Below are 17,919 nucleotides of genomic sequence, written 5' to 3'. Positions count from 1 at the left end.
CCTCAGCGCCTTTAGTAGTCCCTCCACATGTCCGACCAAAAAACCATCGAACAACGGGTTAAGGAAATCATCGTTAACCAACTCAACGTGAACGAGGAACAGATCACTCCGGAAGCTTCGTTCCTGGATGATCTCGGTGCCGATTCCCTCGATACTGTCGAGCTGATCATGGCCTTCGAGGAAGAGTTCAAGGAAGAGATTCAGGGTGAGATTCCCGAGTCCGACGCCGAGAAGCTTCAGACCGTCGGTCAGGTCGTCGACTACATCAAGGGTAAGGCCGGCAACAGCTGAGTCTTCCGTCACATTTTTGGGCGTCCTACCGGTCTCGTAAGCGAGCCGCTGTGGGGCGCCCTTTTTGTTGTTAAAATCGTTCCTCCCTTAAGTCTTCGCTGAATGGATACCCTTCCCGATTCCCAGCGTGTGGTCGTCACCGGTCTCGGTGCGGTGCACGGTTTGGGCCACGATCCGGTGGCCTTCTGGTCCAGCTTGGTCGCCGGCAAACCCGGTGTTGACCGCGTTGCGTTGTTCGATCCCGAACCGTTCGCCTGCCAAATTGGTGCCGAAGTGCGAGACTGGAATGTCGAGGAGCACATGGATCCCAAGGAAGCGCGGCGCAACGACCGCTACACCCACTTCGGTTTTGTGGCGGCGAAGCAGGCCGTGGAGGATTCGGGTCTCGATTTTGACGCTGAGAACCCCGACGAGATCGGCGTGTTGGTCGGCTCCGGCATTGGCGGCATGCTCACCTACGAGCAACAGCTCCGTCGTCTCGTCGATGGTGGTCCGCGCAAGGTCTCGCCGTTCACCATTCCTGCCCTCATCGGCAACATCTGCTCGGGTCTCATCGCCATCCGCTACGGCGTGCGTGGTCCGAACTTCGGCGTGGTGTCCGCCTGTGCCACGGCGACCCACGCCATCGGTGAAGCGATGCACATGATCCGCCGCGGTGACGCCAAGGTCATGATCGCAGGCGGCGCAGAAGCGGCGATCACGCCGTTTGCCTACGCCAGCTTCTGCTCGATGAAGGCCATGAGCACGCGCAACGACGATCCGCTCACCGCCAGCCGTCCCTTCTCTCAGGGCCGCGATGGTTTTGTGATGGGTGAGGGCGCCGGCGTGCTGATTCTCGAATCGCTCGAACACGCCAAGGCGCGCGGTGCCCGGATCTACGGCGAAGTGGCGGGTTACGCGGCCACGGCTGATGCTCACCACATCACGATGCCCGATCCCGAAGGCAAGGGCCTTGGCATGGCCATGACCCGTGCGCTCAAGTGGGCTGGAGTCGAGACCACCGACGTGGATTACATCAACGCCCACGGCACCTCGACGCCCTACAACGACAAGTTTGAGACCATGGCGATCAAGCGTCTCTTCGGCGACCACGCGACCAAGCTCGCCGTCTCGTCGACCAAATCGATGACCGGTCACCTGCTGGGCGCCGCCGGCGGTATCGAAAGCATCGCCTGTTTGAAAGCGATCGAACACCAGACGCTGCCGCCGACGATCAATCTCCACGAACCCGATCCCGAGTGTGATCTCGACTACGTGCCCAACACGGCGCGTGAGGCCAAAGTGGATACGGTGCTGAGCAACAACCTCGGCTTCGGTGGTCAGAACGCCGCCGTCGTCTTCCGCAAGGTCTGAGTCGGTCGGGCGACGCGGGTGCGGAGGAGGGTTTCCTCCCTTTCGTCTCGCGACGTCGGGCATTCCGGCAAGCTGCACTTCTCCAGGAAACGGTGCAGGGCCACCCAACCGTGGGGGGCTTCGCCGGCGCTTTGCTCGAAGATGAGTGCGCCGTGCGAGCGGGTGTAAAAACGCAGCGTGGGATCGTGCGCGAGAGCGTGTGCCTTGAGGTGCCCCGTGCTGAACTCACGCCAAGCGAGGAGCTGTAGTTGCTCGCGCCAGCAGCCGGCAGCACGCACCACCGCCAGATGGCTGCGTGGCCACAGTTCAAAATGAGTGACGAAGCTCCGCGCGAAGCGGCAGGCGAGGAGGGCAAATCCCAGACCGCCGACGGCGAGCAATGAGGCCAGGGCAAGCGCCGGCGCGTGCAGCTCCGCGAAGCCGTGCTGAAAGGCGGCGCGTAGGACCACGCTCGTGGTGGTGACCGCCGTGAGCAGACCCAGGGCGCTCGCGGCGCGGGCCATCAGCCGGATGCGTCTGCCGTGTGGATGACGGAAGAGGATCGGTTGGTCGCTGGTGTCGGAGGGGGTGGCGTCGCGCACGCCAAAACCTTAGCGGAGGAGGGGCGCCATCCGGTATACGCATAGGTGCGTAAAGGAGGGCGGGCCGTGGGGCAGGGTAGCGCGAGCAAGCTCGCAGCCTACAGTGCGGGAACGAACGCGGAATGTAGGCTGCGAGCTTGCTCGCGCTGCGGTTGGAGTTGTTTCGCGCCGGGCACAAAAAAACCGCCGCTTGCGAAAAAGCGGCGGTGGGAAAGTAGTGTGTGTGACCGCGGTGAGCGGGTGGGGTCAGACCTTTTGGACCAGACCGGCCTTGATGGCCTTCACGGAGACCCACATGCGCTTGATCGTGCCGTTCGGCAGCTTCACGCGGATGCGTTGCAGGTTCGGGCGGAAGGTGCGTTTCGTGACCTTGGTCACGTGCGTGCCGATACCGCCGCTCTTCTTGGCGACACCTTTACGATGAATGATGCTGCCCGTGGTGGGGCGCTTTCCAGTGATGGCACAGATTCGGGACATGGCTTTTCCTCAGTTAAAAGGGGCGGACTTAAGGGTTTGGCGGAGTGCGAAGCAAGGGGATTTTTTACGCTTCGTCACGCCAAGCCGTTAGCGCTTGGAACTTTTGTCCAAGTGCTGAGGGGTGAAGGAGTTGCATGAGCCCAGCTTTTCGCGGACTCATCGTGGAGGCCTCGGCGGCCATGATGCGAGCGAGGGTTGAGGCGGTGTTTTTGATGAAGAAGGCCTCCTGCGAGAGGGCGGAATCGACGGAAAATCCGGCCTTCTGCAGGGCCTCGCCCAAGGTGTCCCAGCAGATGTGGCAGGTTAGATCCTGCTCGCCGATGTGGTCGTAGAGGGCGTTGCTCTGGCGGTGATGATGGTAGGCCCGCACCGTGCCCTGCGGGGTTTCGTGACTAAGTTCGTGCCAGCTTTTGCCATAGTCGAAAGCGAGGAAGAGGCCGTGCCAGGGTTGGCTCGCGATGGTGGCGGCGAGGGCATCGGCGGCGATTGGCAGATCGAGTTCGTAGCCATCGAGCGCGTCGGCCGGAAGTCGGAGGGCGATGGCGTCGGCCGGAGCGACCGGGCGGGTGGTTTCGTGCAGCTGGTTTTGCGCGTCGAGCGTCACACCTCGTTCCAGCCAAGCGTCGCCGGAGCGCAGGAAGCGGCGGCAGGGTTGGGCATCAAATAGCTCGTTGGAGAATACGATGCAGGGGCCGGAGAGCTTGAGCTCGGTGCCGACGCCCAGTGGCACGAGTTCGGCGAAAGGATGTTCGATCCCGTCCAGCACGGTGCGGCCGCGTTCGGAGCCTATTTCGATGAAACGGTAGGCGGCGGGGTCGGCGTGGTGCCGTTGGAGATGATGTTGCGCGGCCGCTGAGACCAGTTCGCCAAAAACCGGGCCGAGGGAGGTGGCGGTGTAAAAATGGGTGCCGGCCGATTGACCCACGCGCTCGCGATCAGCGGTGTAGAAACCGGTTTGGGGGTCGTAGAGGGCGACGTCCATGAAGTCCGCAAAGGGGATAAAGCCGTCGGCGGCAGCACGCGCGCGCAGTTGGGTGGCGATGTGCGGAGTGGTGGGATGCGGTTGTGACGATGAACCCATTTACAAGCGCGATGCATTGGTCACAGTCGCCGTGATGCTCAAACGGATTCTGTCCCTTTCAGTCGGCATGGTGGTCGGCACGCTCATTGCGATGGGCCTGCTGCACGTGGTCGAATTGCTCGGCCTGCGGCAGGACGCCGAGCTGCGAAAGGCGTCCACTTACTACCGGCAGGTGCTGCAGTTGGTGCAGGAGCAATACGTCGACGAAGCCGCGGCTGAGGACGTGAACACGCTGACGCGGGAGGCGCTGGTTGGGATGATGGAGAATCTGGATCCGCACTCGTCCTACCTGCGGGCGAGCGACTTCGCGCATCTGCAGGAGGATCTCGACAGTCAGTTTGGGGGCATCGGGGTGCAGATTGAGCGGCGCGAGGATCAGGTGGTGGTGGTCGCACCGATCGCGGGCACTCCGGGAGAACGCGCGGGCATTTTGCGCGGCGACGTGGTGTTGGCGGTCGAGGGCGAATCCATGCGAGGCAAAACGCTCAACGAGGTCGTGGAGCGGATGCGCGGCAAACCCGGCACGAGTGTGCAGGTGAGTTTCGGGCGTGAGGGGGTAGATGAACCGATCGAGCTGACGATCGTGCGGGAGTTTATCCGCGTGGAGAGTGTGACCGATGTGCGGATGCTGGAGGGCAACATCGGCTACGTGCGGATTGTGCAGTTTTCGGAGCCCACGGCGGAGGAGATGCACGCGGCGCTCGCCCAATTGTTGGGAGAAGGCGCGCGGGCACTCATCATCGATGTGCGCAACAACCCCGGCGGTTTGCTCACGTCGGCGGCGGATGTGCTCGAGCCGTTTTTCGAGCGCGGGGACTTGTTGGTTTACACCCAGGGACGTCAGGCGGAGGACCGCGAGGAACTGCGTTCGCGCAACGAGAAGGATCCGATCGAATTGCCGATGGCGGTGCTCATCAATGCCGGCAGCGCCAGCGCGGCGGAGATTTTGGCCGGCGCGCTCAAGGACACCGGCAAAGCGGTCGTGGTCGGCGAGCGCTCCTTTGGCAAAGGCTCCGTCCAAACCCTTTTCCGCCTGAATGAAGGCGAGGCGTTGCGCCTTACCACGGCGCGCTACTACACGCCGGGCGGTGAGACGATTCACGAGCGCGGCGTGCCGCCGGATGTCGAGGTGATCATGTCACCCGACGAGGACCGCAACGTGGCCCTGCAGCGCCTGCGGCCGGACTTGAATGATCCGGCGGCGTTTGAGGAACGCTTTGGTATCGCGCCGGTCGCGGACCGGCAGTTGGACGCGGCGCAGGCGATCCTCGAAGCCGCGTTGTTAATCGAGCAAAAGGAAGAGGCGGCACAACCGTGATTCTGGCGATCGAGAGTTCCTGCGACGAAAGCGCGGTGGCGTTGTTTGATCCCGCGCACGGCCTGGTGGGCGAGTGGGTGCACAGCCAGATGGCGTTGCACGAGGACTATGGCGGTGTGGTGCCGGATCTCGCCACGCGTGAGCACTTACGCACGATCGGACCGCTGTTGGCCGAAGTTGGCAAACAGCACAATCTCACGGCGGTGACGCGCGTGGTCGTCACGCATGGACCGGGATTGGCCGGCTGTCTGGCTATCGGCACCAGTTCGGCCAAGGCGCTCGCGGTGGCGCAAGGCGTGCCGCTGGCCGGAGTGAACCATCTGCGGGGGCACACCTTTTCGCCTTTCATCGCGCTGCACGCCGAAGCGCCGGAGCGATTTGATGAGGCCTTCGCTGCGCTCCTGCCGCATCTCGGCCTGATCGTATCGGGCGGTAATACGCTGCTCTTCAAATTGGACGAAGCGCGGCGCATTACGGTGATTTCGTCGACGCGCGACGATGCGGCGGGCGAGGCTTTGGACAAAGGTGCCAAGCTGCTGGGGCTGGGTTATCCCGGCGGTCCGCGGGTGGAGAAGCTGGCGGCGGAGGGCGATGCGACGGCTTTCGATTTTCCCCGCGGCATCGGCAAGAAGGCCGAGCTCGATTTCAGTTTTTCAGGGCTAAAAACGGCGCTGCGATACCAGCTGGAAAAAATGTCGCTGGAGGAAATCGAAGCGCGCAAAGCGGACCTGTGTGCGAGCTACCAGCAGGCGGTGATCGATGCCCTTGTGCGCAAGGCCAAACTGGCGTCGCGCACCGAGACATTTCGCAGCGTGGGGCTGTCGGGTGGCGTGGCCAACAATCGCACCCTGCGGGCGGCGATGCAGACGATGGCCGAGCGCCGGCATTTTAAATTCCTCGCCGCGCAGCCGAAGCACACTGGCGACAACGCCGGCATGATCGCGTTTGCCGCGTGGGTGGATCCGATGGTGCAGGACGTGGCGCCGGCCGAACTGGCTATTCACCCCAGCATGCCACTGGCGCGCTGAGGATGTCGGGCGGTAAAGCCCGACCCACATGTTGGAGGCGTTTACTGTGGGTCGGGCTTTACGCCCGACAGCGATGGATGGTCGTCCGATCTGCGCCTGCCTACGCGTATTCGCGGCGGAGGTTGCTGGGGAGGATGCCGAGCTCTTCGCGGTATTTGGCGACGGTGCGGCGGGCGATTTTGATGCCCTTGTCCTGTAGCTTGGCCACGAGGTCCTGATCGCTGTGCGGTCGGCTGCGATCCTCGATGTCGATGAGATCGTGGATCATCTCCTTCACACTGGTGTTGGAGACGGAAGCGCCGCCATCGGATTGATAACCGGGCGTGAAGAAGAATTTGAAATCGAAGACGCCGTGCGGGGTGCGGATGTATTTGTTGGCGATGGCGCGACTCACGGTGGTCTCGTGCACACCGACGGTGTCGGCGATCTGCGTCATGGTGAGCGGACGCAGTTTGGACACGCCTTCGTCAAAGAACGGCTCCTGCACCTTGATGATCTCTCGGGTGATGCGCTCGATGGTCTGTTGGCGCTGTTCGATGGAATTGATGAGGAAACGGCCGGAGCGGATGCGTTCGCGCAGGTAGTCGCGCTCCTGGCGGTTGAGGGAACCCTTGGCGATGAGGTCCTTATACGTATTCGAAATCCGGAGACGCGGGATGTAGTCGCTGTTGAGCTCGATCTTCCATTCGTCGCCGTCCTTTTCGACTGTGACATCGGGCGTGACGACGCGGTTTGAGTCGTCGGCAAAACGGCGGCCGGGGGCGGGATCAAGGGTGCCGATCTCCTCGATGGCGTGTTGCACGTCCTCGAGGGTCGCGCCGGAACGGCGGGCGATGTCGGGAATGCGACGACGGATGAGGAGAGGGAAGTGGTTGCGCACGATGCGGGCGGCGAGGGAGTCACCGCGGCCTTTGGCGACAAGCTGCAGCGCGAGGCAGTCCTTCAGATCGGCGGCACCGATGCCGGCGGGCTCGCAGGTTTTGAGCAGGGCGTGGGCGCTCTGCACGGCGTCGAGGGGGAGGCCTGTCTGGAGCGCGATGTCGGGAATCGATTGGGTCAGGAAGCCGCGGTCGTCGAGGCTGCCGACGAGGTATTGCATCGCTTCGATGGTGGCGTCGTCGACGTCGGCCATTTCGGCCTGACTCATGAGGTGTTCCTGCAGCGAGGTCTCGCTGACGAGGGAGTCGAAGAAGTGTTGGCGCTTTTCCTCGTCCTCGCTGGTGTGCGGCTGGTTGCCGCCGGCGTTGCTCATGTAGTCCCGCCAGTCCTGATCGAGCTTGGTGAGGATTTCGAACTCCTTGGAGAAGTCCATTTCGTCGCCGCCGGAGGACGGACCATCGTCGCCGTGACTGGAGTCGCTGCCGCTATCAGAATCGCCGCTGGCGGCGGCGGTCTCGTGATCGAGGGACACGCCGTCCATGGGCAGCTCTTCCAAGGTCGGGTTGGCCTGCAGCTCCTCCTGGATGACGGTGCGCAGGTCCATGGCAGCGACCTGCAGGATCTTGAGCGACTGGCGCAATTGAGGCGCCAGAACGAGCGATTGCGTCTGCCTTTGACTAAGACTTTGCGAAAAACCGGGACCGGCCATGAAACAGCGTGCTTATGCGATGGGGCGAGAGCGCGGGTGATCAGGACGGGGGTAACACGACACCCGGGGCGGAATAGCCGGTGAGTTCACGCAGATACACACCGAGCTTTTCGTTCGTGGGGCCGTAGCGGTCCGAATAGAGATACATTTCCAGTTCGGTGAGCATTTCCCACGCGGACTGATAGCGTTGGTCGCGGTCGCGACGGAGTGCCTTCTGAATGATGGCCTCGAGGCGTTCGTCGATATCGGGGCGCAGATCGCCAAACCGGGGAATCGGCATGGTGAGGATGTTGCGGCGCGAATCGAGACGGTCGGGAGCTCGGAAGATGTTGCGGCCGAGCAGAAGCTCGGTGAGCACAATTCCGAGAGGGAAGAGGTCGGCCCGGGCATCGGTCACGGCATAGCTGGCCTGCTCGGGGGAAAGGTATTCGTCTTTGCCCGCGATGACCTTGCCTTCCTCGTTATACATGAGGTCGAGGGCTTTCGCGATGCCGAAGTCGGTGAGCTTCACGTCGCCTTCCCAAGCCAGCAGCACGTTCTTCGGGCCGATGTCGCGGTGCACGATGCCGAGAGGACGGCCGCGCTCGTCGGTCTTTTGATGGGCGTAGGCGAGACCGCGGGCGATGCGGGAAATGATAAACACCGCCAGATCAACCGGGATGGGGCGGCCGAGCTCGCGATGACGCTCGAGGACCTGCTCCAAGCTGAGCCCGTTCACCAATTCCATGACCATGAAGTATTGGCCGTGCACCTCGCCCAGATGGTAGGTCTGGACAATGTTGGTGTGGATCAAGTCGGCGACGAGACGGGCCTCACCGATGAAATTCTTCTGAAACTCGGAGATCGCGGAATACTCTTCGCGGATGAGTTTCAGGGCGACGCGCTTGCGGAACTGGCCGGCGCCGAGTTGCGCTGCTTCGTAAACGATACCCATGCCACCGTCGGCGATCTTGCGCACGATCTCGAAGTGGACCTCGGTGAGAAGATTCTTTAGGGCGTTCACGTTCGGCCAGCAAAGCAGGCCCGGGCGGCGTGGCAAGTAACGAAAAATTCATCTAGCATGGAACTTGCTTCCACGAGTCCGGGATTTGACAGGCGAGGGGGAGACCGCAGGTTGTCGGCATGATCACTTTGACCGAGCGCGCTGCCCGCCAGATCCAAGCCATGCACCAAGAGTCGGCCACCGAAGGCCAGCTGCTGCGCGTGTTTGTGGAAACCGGCGGATGCTCCGGTTTTCAATATGGCATGTCCTTTGACGCGCCGAAAGCCGACGACGAGCAGCTCGAATCGGCCGGGGTGCAGTTTTTAGTCGATCCGGCGAGCCACGCTTACCTGGACGGCTCCAACATCGATTTTGACGACGGACTGCAGGGCAAGGGCTTTGAGATCCAGAACCCCAACGCGCAGAGCACCTGCGGTTGCGGCAAGTCGTTCAGCTGATTCGCAACGCGGCGCTCAGGCGCTGGGCTTTTTCCAGCCGCCGTGCAGGGCGACGATACCGAGGGTGAGGCGATGGCACTCCACGGCGTCGAACCCGGCACGCTCCATCTCGGCAGCGATGCCTTCGTGACCGGGATAAGTTTCGATCGAACCGCAGAGGTAGTCGTAGGCGCCTTTGTCGCCAGTCACGATGCCGGCGATGATGGGCAGCAGATACTTCAGGTAAGCGTAGTAGATCGGGCGGAACCAGCGGTAGGGCTGCGAAAATTCCAACACCCAGAGGCGGCCGCCGGGGCGCAGGATGCGGTGCAATTCGCTGAGGCAGCGATGCCGGTCGGCCATGTTGCGCAGCCCGAAGGAAATGGTCGCGGCGTCGTAGCTGGCGTCTTCGACCGGCAGGTTCAGACCGTCGCCCTCGCGGAAAGTGATCTGCTCATAGCCACCGCGGTCGCGTTGTTTGATCTCGGCCTCGTCGAGCATCGGGCGGCAGAAGTCCATGCCGGTGATGGGCGTGCCGTCAGCCAGGCCATCGGCGAGGGCGAAGGCGACGTCGCCGCTGCCGGTGGCGAGATCGAGCACGTCGGCCGGTTGGTGGGCGGCCACGGCGCGGATGAGGCGCTTGCGCCACCAGATGTCCACGCCCCCGCTGAGCAAGCGGTTGGCCACGTCATAGCGGCCGGCGATGCGGCCAAACATGGAATTAACGGCGTTGGGATCGGGCATGGTATGGTGAGCGAGAGCAGCAGGAGAGATGTCGGGCGTAAAGCCCGACGCACACGAACTAGGCTGGGACGTCCAGCGGAACCTCGGGCTTTACGCCCGACGTTCCGGATTGGGAAGCGTTAAGACGCCGCGGGAGCGTCGGTTTCGTTGTCGCGGAAGCGTTCCACCACCCATTTGGAGAGGGCTTTCTCCGGATCGCGCACGACGTCGGCCGTGATGTCGAAACTCGGCGTGGTGCCGTCGCGGGAGAGCAGGGTGAGGCCGTGATGGAAGTTGTGAAAACGTTCCTCGCAGAGCGCGCGGATGGTTTTGTCGGTCTCCAGGCTTTGCTCGATGAGCGCGCTGATGGCGTCTTCCTGGAAGTTGAGGGTGAAGCCGTGAGCCTGATGAAAACGATCGGCGAAGGTCTGCACTTCGGCGCGCAGCACGTCGCGTTGGTTTTCGGCGTTGGACTCCAGCAGGGCGCGCAGGGTCTTTTCGGGCTCGGCGACCGTGTTGGCTTCGATCTTGAAGGAGCGGATACCGGTTGAGGGGAGCTCGAACTTGAAGTTGCGGAAGGTCTGCTCGAGCACGGTCATGAGTCCGCGGGCGCCGGTGCCTTCGCGGTGCGCGCGGCTGGCGACTTCGGTGACGGCCTCGGGCGTGATGTCGAAATCGATTTTGTAGCCGGCGAAGTCGGCCCGGTATTGCTGCAGGATGCTGCCTTCGCTGGTGAGCAGGATCTTTTCGAGGTCCTTGGGCTCGAGCGATTGGCAGGCGACCCGCACGGGTAGGCGACCGACAAACTCCGGCTCCATGCCGTAGTCGATGATGTCGCGGGACTGGGCGTGGCGCAGGTAATCGCTGTCGGGTTTGTCGGCATCTCCGTGGTTGGCGGCAAAACCGATGGAGGCGCTCTGCAGGCGCTTCTTGATGCGGTCGGAGAGTTTGTCGAAAGCGCCGCTGACGATGAAGAGGATGTGGCGCGTATTGATGGTCTTTTTGCGCGGTTTGCCGCCGCGCTGCATCTCCATCATGGCCTGCATCTGGGAGGCGATGTCGTTCTGGCTGGTGAGGGAAACGTCGGTTTCCTCCATCAGTTTGAGCAGATTGATCTGCACGCCGCGACCCGACACGTCGCGACCGCCGCCGCTGCCGGCCGGGCCGGAACTTTGGGCGATCTTGTCGATTTCATCGATGTAGACGATGCCGTATTGGGCGAGGTCGACGTCGCCATCGGCGGCCTTCACGAGGTCACGGACGAGGTCTTCGACGTCTCCACCGACGTAGCCGGTTTCGGAGAATTTGGTGGCGTCGGCCCGGACGAACGGCACGCCGATCATACGGGCGATGCAGCGCATGAGGTAGGTCTTGCCGACGCCGGTCGGGCCGAGGAGGAGGATGTTCTGCTTGGCGTAGTCGCGCTCGGTGAGGGTGGGGTCCTCGAGGCAGCGGCGCACGTGGTTGTAGTGGTCGCAGATGGCGACGGAGAGGACCTTCTTGGCCTCATTCTGCTGGATCACGAACCGGTCCAGGTGGTCGCGGATCTCCCGCGGGCGCAGGTTAAAATTGCGGATGCGCTCGATGACTTCGGCGTGCGGATCTTTCTCAGAATCCGGTGCAGGGGAGGAACTTCCCGACGCAGGCGGGGTCACTCCTGATTGAAATGACCCTCCGAATGGAGAGCTCTTAAATAGGTCCCTGAGTTGCTTAGGGAGTTGTTCAAAAGGATCTTGTGGAGGTTTTTCACTCATTTTTGCTAGGTAAATCCGTCCTAATCGATTGACCTTTTAGGACTTCTGAAAACGATCTGCGGTCACTAAACGAACTTTTTGTCGAAAGGAACACCCTTCATGCCCTCGAATCTCCCGAACCTCACGAAGCGCGAAATTGTGCTGCAGATTTACGAGAAGACCAATTTCCCTCAGAAGGAAGTGGTCGCGACGGTCCAGATGACTCTCGATATCATCATGAGTGCGCTGGCGGAAGGGCGCAACGTGGAGCTGCGGAATTTCGGTGTGCTGGAAGTGCAGCGCCGCAAGTCCCGCATCGGCCGCAACCCGAACAAGCCGGCGGCCGAGGTGGTCATCCCGGAACGCGCGGTGGTGAAGTTCAAGTCGGGCAAGATTCTCAAGCAGAAGCTCAAGAAGCTCGACATCGGCACCATCAACTGAGGTCGCCGCTCACTCGTCTCTTTCTCAGCCGGACCCGCGGGTCCGGCTTTTTTTGTGGCCAGCGGGAGAGGGGGGGCGGTGGCTACGAGCGTGAGCGAGTGGAGGTGCGACCTCTCCAAACCACTCGCTCACGCTCGTAGCCACCGGGGGGGAGTCCGACCTCGAGCGGAGTTTTCCGAGACCGATTTTTCGGTTGGCGCGAGCGCCGCTGCCGGGACAAGTTCTCCGATTCCCATGGCTACTTTTCAGTCTTTGCCCGGTTTTCGTGAGTTCTATCCCGAAGCGTTGGCGCGTCGGAATCATCTGTTCCGTTGCTGGCGCCAGGCCGCGCATGTCTACGGTTTTCAAGAGTATGATGCGCCGGTGCTGGAGCCGCTGGATCTCTACAAGGCCAAGTCGGGCGACGAGATCGAAGCCCAGCTCTTCAGCTTCACCGACAAGGGCGGACGCGAGGTCGCGATGCGGCCGGAGATGACGCCGACGGTGTGCCGTCTGGTCGGCGCCAAAGCCAACGCCCTCAAGCGCCCGATCAAGTGGTTCAGCATCGCCGACTTTTTCCGTTACGAGCGCATGCAGAAGGGGCGCGGTCGCTGCTTCGCGCAGTTCAACGCCGACATTTTTGGCGAGGCCGGTCCGGAGGCGGAGATCGAGTTGATCTCGCTGCTCGTGCAATGCCTGCGCGGACTCGGGCTGGAGGCTGCCGACTTTTTTGTGCGGCTGAGCGATCGTAATCTCTGGTTCTACTTCCTCGAGGCGCTGGGCTTCGACGAGACGCAGGCCAAGGGCATGCTGCAGGCGATCGACAAATACGAGCGACTGGGCGGCGAGGCCTTCAAGATTTACACCGATGCGCACGGCGAACTCGCGCCGGAGCGCCGCGAAAAGATCGAAGCCTTTCTCGCGATCAAATCCTTGGCCGACCTCGAAAGCGTGGTGGGCGAACTGGGCGGCGAAAACCTCACCGCGCGGCTGGGCGACTGGCGCAAGGTGCTGGGCGCGCTCGAAGCGATGGGGCTGGGCGAGTTTGTGAGCGTCGACCTCGGTGTGGTGCGCGGGCTCGCTTACTACACGGGCTTCGTGTTCGAGGCCTTCGATCGCAAGGGCGACCTGCGGGCGCTGGCCGGTGGCGGTCGCTATGACAACCTGGTGGGCAAGCTCGGCGGACCGGATCTGCCGGCGGTCGGTTTTGCCATCGGCGACATGACGATGGAGCTCCTGCTCGAGCAACGTGGTTTGCTGCCGGACCTCGTTTCGAAGCCCGATGTTTACGCCGTGATCGGCGGTGCCGACGAACGCCTCGCGGCGTTTGCCGATATCAACGCGTTGCGCGCCGGCGGCTTCCGCGTCGACTATCCGTTGCGCGACCTCGGCTTCGGCAAGCAGTTCAAAGCTGCGACCGAGTCGGGCGCACGCCTCGCGATCATTTATGGCGGTGACGAACTCGCCCGCGGGGTGGTCAAGCTGCGCGATCTCGCCAAACGTGAAGAAGTGGAGGTGCCTCGCGAACAGATTGCGCTGGCGGTGCGCGACTTCCTGAGCGGAGACGATTAAGTATGCCGACCGATTCCCTGCGATACCGCGTATTGCCGGGCGACTTTGCCGTTTGTCGCCTCGATCCCAGTGAGCCCGAGCCGGACTGGGCACGGGCACCGGGGTATAGCAACATCACGCGCACGCAGGACGAACTCTCCATCGTGTGCGCCGCCGAAAATGTGCCGGCCGGTATTCGCATGGAGCGGGGGTGGCGGGTGTTGAAGGTCGTGGGGCCGTTCGCCTTCGACGCCGTGGGCATCCTCGTGCGGTTTGTGAGTCCGCTGGCGAAGGCCGGCATTCCGATTCTCTCAATGGCGACCTTTGACACCGACTATGTGTTGGTGCGGCAGGATGCCTTGGCGAAGGCCGAGCAAGCGCTGGCGCTCGCCGGTCATCAGCGCGTGACGGTCGACGACGAGACCGACGGCTGACCTCGCGAGCGTTCAGGCGAGGTCCGCCGGACCGAATGCGCCCGGGAGCAGGGCGTTGATGTCTGTATCCAAACGGTCCTTACTGTCGCACACGCTCACCACGCGAGCAGTGGGTCCAAACTCGTAGATCACCTGGCGACAAGCCCCACAGGGCGCGGTGGCTTTGGTGGTGGGGGTGTAAACCACCACACAACGGATCTGCCGGTGGCCGGCAGCGGCGGCGGTGAAGATGGCGGTGCGCTCGGCGCAGTTGCACAGGCCGTAGGACGCGTTCTCGACGTTGCAGCCGCTGAAAGTTTCGCCGCTCGCGGTGAGGATGGCGGCGCCGACCCGAAACTCGGAGTAGGGCGAGTAGGAGTGATCGGCGGCGGCCTTGGCGGCGCGCTCGAGCGTTTTGAGTTTGGCTTGGCTGAGCGGGCGCGAGGCGGCGGAACGTGGCATGGGAGTCAGAGCTTAAATTCGGTCTTCACCGTGGCAAAGGCGGCGATCGCAGCATCCAGATCGGCGCGCGTATGGGCGGCGCTGACTTGGGTGCGGATGCGCGCTTCACCGGCGGGCACGACCGGATAAAAGAAGCCGATGGCGTAGATGCCAAGCTCGAGCAGGCGGGCGGACACGCGTTGCGAAAGGGCGGCATCGCCCAACATGACCGGGACGATCGGGTGGGTGCCGGCTTTGATTTCGAGGCCGAGTTTTTCGAGTTCGGCGCGGAAATAGGCGGTGTTGGTTTCGAGGGTGTCGCGCAGCTCCGTGGAGGCTTCGAGGAGTTCGAGGGCCTTGAGTGATGCGTTGGTGATCACAGGCGCGAGCGTGTTGGAAAACAGGTAAGGGCGGGAGCGTTGGCGGAGCAGCCCGATGATGTCGCGACGGGCGCTCACGTAGCCGCCGCTGGCGCCACCGAGGGCTTTGCCGAGCGTGCCGGTGATGATGTCGATACGGTCACTCACGCCGCAGTGCTCGGGCGTGCCGCGACCGCGAGCGCCCATGAATCCGACGGAGTGACTGTCGTCGACCATGACGAGTGCGTCGAACTGATCGGCGAGGTCGCAGATTTCCCGCAACGGCGCGATGTAGCCATCCATCGAAAACACGCCGTCGGTGACGATGAGTTTGAAGCGGGCACCGGCTGCATCGGCGGCTTCGAGCTGCGCCTTCAGGTCGTCGAGGTCGCGGTTGCGATAGCGGAAGCGTTTGGCTTTGCAGAGGCGGATGCCGTCGATGATGGAGGCGTGATTGAGCGCGTCGCTGATTACGGCGTCCTCGGGGCCGAGCAGGGTTTCGAACACGCCGCCGTTGGCGTCGAAGCAGGACGAATACAGAATCGTATCGTCCATGCTGAGGAAGCGGCTGAGAGCGTTCTCGAGTTCGCGATGAATCTCCTGCGTGCCGCAGATGAAACGCACGGAAGCCATGCCGTAACCCCAGCGATCGAGGGCAGCGTGGGCGGCGGCGACGATCTCGGGATGGTTGCCGAGGCCGAGGTAGTTGTTGGCGCAGAAATTGAGGACCTCGCGGCCGTCGTGCAGGGCGATGCGGGCGCTTTGCGGCGTGGCGATGAGGCGTTCGGTTTTGAACAGACCGGACGACTCGATGTCGGCGAGGGTGGAGGACAGATGGTCTTGAAAAGCGGGAGTCATGGCGCGGACGCGGTTCAGTTGTTTTCCCAGTCGAGCACGATCTTGCCGGAGCGGCCAGAGCGCATGAGCTCGAAGCCCTCCTCGAAATCGGTGCAGGGCAGGCGGTGGGTGATGACGGGGGAGATGTCCAAACCGCTCTGAATGAGCGCCGTCATCTTATACCACGTCTCATACATCTCACGGCCGTAGATGCCGCGCAGGGTGAGCATGTTGAACACGACCTTGTTCCAATCGATGGCGGCGGCACCGGGCATGATGCCGAGCAGGGCGATGCGGCCACCGTGGGTCATGTTGTCGATCATGTCGCGCAAGGCGGCGGGGTTGCCGGACATTTCGAGACCGATGTCGAAGCCCTCCTTCATGCGGAGTTGTTTTTGGGCATCGGCGACGGTTTCGCGGGCCACGTTGACGGTGGCGGTCGCGCCCATGCGCAGGGCGAGGGCGAGGCGGTCGTCGTTGACGTCGGTCACGACGATGTTGCGCGCGCCGGATTTGCGGGCGATGGCGGTGGCCATGCAGCCGATCGGACCGGCGCCGGTGATGAGCACGTCCTCGCCAACGAGGTCCCATTGCAGGGCGGTGTGGGTGGCGTTGCCCAGCGGGTCGAAGCAGGAGAGCACATCGAGCGGAATGCTCGGGTCGACCAACACGGCGTTGGTGGCGGGGATGCACAAATAGTCGGCGAAGGCGCCATTGCGATTTACGCCCACGCCCTTGGTGGCTTGGCAAAGATGGCGGCGGCCCGCGAGGCAGTTGCGGCAACGACCGCAGACGATGTGGCCCTCGCCGTCGACCAGATCGCCGGGAACAAAACCCTGCACGTTGGAGCCCACCTCGACCACCTCGCCGACGAATTCGTGGCCGATGATCAGGGGCGGTTTGATCGTCTCCTGCGCCCAGGTGTCCCAGTTGTAGATGTGGGCATCGGTGCCGCAGATGGAGGTGCGTTTGACGCGGATGAGCACGTCGTTGAGGCCGGGCTGGGGCACCGGCGCTTCGATCATTTCGAGGCCGGGGCCGGCGGAGGTTTTGGCAATGGCCCGCATGGTGCGTTCAGACATGGGCGCAGCATGGAAGTCCCGCCCCGGCAGAAACAATCTGAATGCGAATGAAAGATTCGGGGGGCGCCGAGGGGAGGCTAATCGGCGAACAATTGGTTCCCCTCGATGGCAAGCAGCCGGAGTTTGGTTTGCACGCCGCCGGGCGCGGAGAAACCGGTCATCTTGCCGCCGGCCCCGACGAAACGGTGACAGGGCACCAGCAGCGGCCACGGGTTTTGGCCGAGGGCGGTGCCGACCGCGCGGGCGGCGGCGGGACCCTGGCCGATGGCGTGGGCGAGGTCTCCGTAGGTGGCGGTGTGGCCGGACTTCACGCGGAGGGCGGCTTCGTAAACCTGTCGCTGGAAATCGCTGACGGTGTGCCATGCGTAGGGCAACGCGCTGAAATCCTCCGGGGCGCCGGCTAGGTGGGCGCGCACGCGACTCGCGATGCGGACGATCCACTCGGGTGGTGGTGCGGTGGCTTCGTCGCTTGGGTCATCGGGCAGCAGCGCAAAGCCGGTGAGCTGGTCGCTTTCCCAGTATATCACGCAGGGGCCGAGCACGGTGTCGAAGCGCAGGTGAGGCACGACGACAGACGGTGGCCCGGAGCGTGAAGATGTCGAGCGTGGCCTCAGCTGGTGACCGGCAGGCGCAGGATGGTTTTCAGGCGATCCGGCTCCACGCGGCGTGGGTCGGAGAGGTAGATCTCGTGGTGACCGCCAGCGGTGCTCAAGCCCTCGGCGGCGGCAAACTCGGCCATGAGGGCAAAGGTCTCCGGTTCACGATCGTAGGGACCGACGTGCAGCATCTGGACGCAACGGCCTTCGTGCAGCGCGACGAGTTGCACATCGCGCACGGACTCCGGCTTTTTTTTGTCGATCAGCGCATCGATGGTGGTGGCAAGGTCGTCCTCGCCGATGGCGTCGGGCACACGCATGAGCAGTTGCCAGCGCCAGCCCGTGGTCGCGTCGCGCGCGTCGGGCAGGCTCAGCCAGATGCATTCGAGTTTGCCGACGGCGTAATCGAGTCCGCCGTGGAGCTTGGCGCGAAATTTCATCGTGTAAGCCACGGCATAGAGGTCGGCCACGTGAGCGCCGTAGGCTTCGCTCCCCGGGACCGCGCTGCCGGTGAGGCTCAGGTAACGTCCCGGCGAGGTGTTGATCAGGCGCGGTTGGCGCGGGGAGGCGTATTCAGTTTTTAATGACTTAAAGAGGTCGATTTTGTCGGTCGCAGGCATGGGGCAGG

20 protein-coding genes are annotated in these 17,919 nt (G+C 63.0%); 8 read left to right on the top strand and 12 right to left on the bottom strand.

Annotated features, from left to right (window positions below):
- The first annotated feature begins 27 nt into the window (after positions 1-27).
- A complete protein-coding gene (gene acpP, locus K1X11_RS06040; RefSeq protein ID WP_221030838.1) occupies positions 28-291 on the top strand; it encodes an acyl carrier protein in 264 nt (87 codons plus the stop codon).
- A 102-nt stretch (positions 292-393) separates the two neighbouring features.
- The gene (fabF, locus tag K1X11_RS06035; protein ID WP_221030837.1) at positions 394-1,644 is read left to right on the top strand and encodes a beta-ketoacyl-ACP synthase II; all 1,251 of its coding nucleotides are present in this window, start codon (positions 394-396) and stop codon (positions 1,642-1,644) included.
- On the opposite strand, the gene K1X11_RS06030 is transcribed toward fabF, so the two are convergent.
- The 3 genes from K1X11_RS06030 to K1X11_RS06020 form a co-directional block, all read right to left on the bottom strand.
- Complete coding sequence (locus tag K1X11_RS06030) at positions 1,611-2,225, bottom strand: hypothetical protein (RefSeq protein ID WP_221030836.1); 615 nt, start codon at positions 2,223-2,225, stop codon at positions 1,611-1,613. The two genes, fabF and K1X11_RS06030, sit on opposite strands and share 34 nt — an antisense overlap.
- 246 nt (positions 2,226-2,471) lie before the next feature.
- A complete protein-coding gene (gene rpmB / locus K1X11_RS06025; protein ID WP_221030835.1) occupies positions 2,472-2,702 on the bottom strand; it encodes a 50S ribosomal protein L28 in 231 nt (76 codons plus the stop codon).
- Positions 2,703-2,766: 64 nt separating this feature from the next.
- Positions 2,767-3,783 (bottom strand): SAM-dependent methyltransferase, encoded by a 1,017-nt coding sequence (locus tag K1X11_RS06020; protein ID WP_221030834.1) that lies wholly within the window; start codon positions 3,781-3,783, stop codon positions 2,767-2,769.
- A gap of 34 nt (positions 3,784-3,817) precedes the next feature.
- Here K1X11_RS06020 and K1X11_RS06015 point away from each other — a divergent pair, with 34 nt between their 5' ends.
- Both K1X11_RS06015 and tsaD read left to right on the top strand, forming a co-directional pair.
- The gene (locus tag K1X11_RS06015) at positions 3,818-5,101 is read left to right on the top strand and encodes a S41 family peptidase (RefSeq protein WP_221030833.1); all 1,284 of its coding nucleotides are present in this window, start codon (positions 3,818-3,820) and stop codon (positions 5,099-5,101) included.
- Positions 5,098-6,129 carry a tRNA (adenosine(37)-N6)-threonylcarbamoyltransferase complex transferase subunit TsaD gene (gene tsaD / locus K1X11_RS06010; protein WP_221030832.1) on the top strand — a complete coding sequence of 344 codons (1,032 nt, stop codon included), beginning with the start codon at positions 5,098-5,100 and terminating at the stop codon, positions 6,127-6,129. The genes K1X11_RS06015 and tsaD overlap by 4 nt, the downstream gene beginning before the upstream one ends.
- Positions 6,130-6,229: 100 nt before the next feature.
- Here tsaD and rpoN read toward each other — a convergent pair whose 3' ends face one another.
- Positions 6,230-7,717 carry an RNA polymerase factor sigma-54 gene (rpoN, locus tag K1X11_RS06005; protein ID WP_221030831.1) on the bottom strand — a complete coding sequence of 496 codons (1,488 nt, stop codon included), beginning with the start codon at positions 7,715-7,717 and terminating at the stop codon, positions 6,230-6,232.
- 40 nt (positions 7,718-7,757) lie between these two features.
- Positions 7,758-8,720: a serine/threonine protein kinase gene (locus tag K1X11_RS06000; protein WP_221030830.1), complete on the bottom strand. Its 963-nt coding sequence runs from the start codon at positions 8,718-8,720 to the stop codon at positions 7,758-7,760.
- Positions 8,721-8,839: 119 nt separating this feature from the next.
- Between K1X11_RS06000 and erpA the strand changes: the two genes are divergently transcribed.
- Positions 8,840-9,157, top strand: coding sequence for an iron-sulfur cluster insertion protein ErpA (erpA, locus tag K1X11_RS05995; RefSeq protein ID WP_221030829.1), 318 nt, complete (start codon positions 8,840-8,842; stop codon positions 9,155-9,157).
- Between the two features lie 15 nt (positions 9,158-9,172).
- On the opposite strand, the gene K1X11_RS05990 is transcribed toward erpA, so the two are convergent.
- On the bottom strand, positions 9,173-9,880 hold the full coding sequence (locus K1X11_RS05990) for a class I SAM-dependent methyltransferase (protein ID WP_221030828.1): 708 nt from the start codon (positions 9,878-9,880) through the stop codon (positions 9,173-9,175).
- 119 nt (positions 9,881-9,999) lie between these two features.
- Positions 10,000-11,514 (bottom strand): AAA family ATPase, encoded by a 1,515-nt coding sequence (locus K1X11_RS05985; protein ID WP_324726120.1) that lies wholly within the window; start codon positions 11,512-11,514, stop codon positions 10,000-10,002.
- A 198-nt stretch (positions 11,515-11,712) separates the two neighbouring features.
- Between K1X11_RS05985 and K1X11_RS05980 the strand changes: the two genes are divergently transcribed.
- The 3 genes from K1X11_RS05980 (at position 11,713) to K1X11_RS05970 (ending at position 13,997) form a co-directional block, all read left to right on the top strand.
- On the top strand, positions 11,713-12,033 hold the full coding sequence (locus K1X11_RS05980) for an HU family DNA-binding protein (protein WP_221030826.1): 321 nt from the start codon (positions 11,713-11,715) through the stop codon (positions 12,031-12,033).
- Between the two features lie 234 nt (positions 12,034-12,267).
- Entirely contained in the window at positions 12,268-13,584 is a 1,317-nt protein-coding gene (gene hisS, locus K1X11_RS05975; RefSeq protein ID WP_221030825.1) for a histidine--tRNA ligase, read from the top strand.
- A gap of 2 nt (positions 13,585-13,586) precedes the next feature.
- Positions 13,587-13,997, top strand: a complete 411-nt coding sequence (locus K1X11_RS05970; protein WP_221030824.1) for an ACT domain-containing protein — start codon at positions 13,587-13,589, stop codon at positions 13,995-13,997.
- A 12-nt stretch (positions 13,998-14,009) separates the two neighbouring features.
- Here K1X11_RS05970 and K1X11_RS05965 read toward each other — a convergent pair whose 3' ends face one another.
- From K1X11_RS05965 to K1X11_RS05945, 5 genes are all read right to left on the bottom strand, one after another.
- A complete protein-coding gene (locus tag K1X11_RS05965; protein WP_221030823.1) occupies positions 14,010-14,438 on the bottom strand; it encodes a cytidine deaminase in 429 nt (142 codons plus the stop codon).
- Positions 14,439-14,443: 5 nt separating this feature from the next.
- Complete coding sequence (locus tag K1X11_RS05960; protein ID WP_221030822.1) at positions 14,444-15,634, bottom strand: glycine C-acetyltransferase; 1,191 nt, start codon at positions 15,632-15,634, stop codon at positions 14,444-14,446.
- Between the two features lie 14 nt (positions 15,635-15,648).
- Positions 15,649-16,695 carry an L-threonine 3-dehydrogenase gene (tdh, locus tag K1X11_RS05955; protein WP_221030821.1) on the bottom strand — a complete coding sequence of 349 codons (1,047 nt, stop codon included), beginning with the start codon at positions 16,693-16,695 and terminating at the stop codon, positions 15,649-15,651.
- 77 nt (positions 16,696-16,772) lie between these two features.
- A complete protein-coding gene (locus tag K1X11_RS05950; RefSeq protein ID WP_221030820.1) occupies positions 16,773-17,261 on the bottom strand; it encodes a methylated-DNA--[protein]-cysteine S-methyltransferase in 489 nt (162 codons plus the stop codon).
- Positions 17,262-17,305: 44 nt separating this feature from the next.
- Positions 17,306-17,911 carry a GyrI-like domain-containing protein gene (locus K1X11_RS05945; RefSeq protein ID WP_221030819.1) on the bottom strand — a complete coding sequence of 202 codons (606 nt, stop codon included), beginning with the start codon at positions 17,909-17,911 and terminating at the stop codon, positions 17,306-17,308.
- Between the last annotated feature and the right edge of the window lie 8 nt (positions 17,912-17,919).

It is taken from the genome of Actomonas aquatica (assembly GCF_019679435.2).
Lineage (GTDB): Bacteria > Verrucomicrobiota > Verrucomicrobiia > Opitutales > Opitutaceae > Actomonas > Actomonas aquatica.
The sequence above is the reverse complement of the archived record's forward strand: the minus strand, read 5'-3'. Positions and strand labels throughout refer to the sequence as shown.

Coding starts and splice junctions, on each gene's coding strand:
- K1X11_RS06020 (WP_221030834.1), bottom strand. CDS start 3,783: ATGGGTTCATCGTCACAACCGCATCCCACCACTCCGCACATCGCCACC.
- K1X11_RS05965 (WP_221030823.1), bottom strand. CDS start 14,438: ATGCCACGTTCCGCCGCCTCGCGCCCGCTCAGCCAAGCCAAACTCAAA.
- K1X11_RS05970 (WP_221030824.1), top strand. CDS start 13,587: ATGCCGACCGATTCCCTGCGATACCGCGTATTGCCGGGCGACTTTGCC.
- hisS (WP_221030825.1), top strand. CDS start 12,268: ATGGCTACTTTTCAGTCTTTGCCCGGTTTTCGTGAGTTCTATCCCGAA.
- K1X11_RS06015 (WP_221030833.1), top strand. CDS start 3,818: ATGCTCAAACGGATTCTGTCCCTTTCAGTCGGCATGGTGGTCGGCACG.
- acpP (WP_221030838.1), top strand. CDS start 28: ATGTCCGACCAAAAAACCATCGAACAACGGGTTAAGGAAATCATCGTT.
- rpmB (WP_221030835.1), bottom strand. CDS start 2,702: ATGTCCCGAATCTGTGCCATCACTGGAAAGCGCCCCACCACGGGCAGC.
- erpA (WP_221030829.1), top strand. CDS start 8,840: ATGATCACTTTGACCGAGCGCGCTGCCCGCCAGATCCAAGCCATGCAC.
- tdh (WP_221030821.1), bottom strand. CDS start 16,695: ATGTCTGAACGCACCATGCGGGCCATTGCCAAAACCTCCGCCGGCCCC.
- K1X11_RS05945 (WP_221030819.1), bottom strand. CDS start 17,911: ATGCCTGCGACCGACAAAATCGACCTCTTTAAGTCATTAAAAACTGAA.
- K1X11_RS05990 (WP_221030828.1), bottom strand. CDS start 9,880: ATGCCCGATCCCAACGCCGTTAATTCCATGTTTGGCCGCATCGCCGGC.
- rpoN (WP_221030831.1), bottom strand. CDS start 7,717: ATGGCCGGTCCCGGTTTTTCGCAAAGTCTTAGTCAAAGGCAGACGCAA.
- K1X11_RS05960 (WP_221030822.1), bottom strand. CDS start 15,634: ATGACTCCCGCTTTTCAAGACCATCTGTCCTCCACCCTCGCCGACATC.
- fabF (WP_221030837.1), top strand. CDS start 394: ATGGATACCCTTCCCGATTCCCAGCGTGTGGTCGTCACCGGTCTCGGT.
- K1X11_RS05980 (WP_221030826.1), top strand. CDS start 11,713: ATGCCCTCGAATCTCCCGAACCTCACGAAGCGCGAAATTGTGCTGCAG.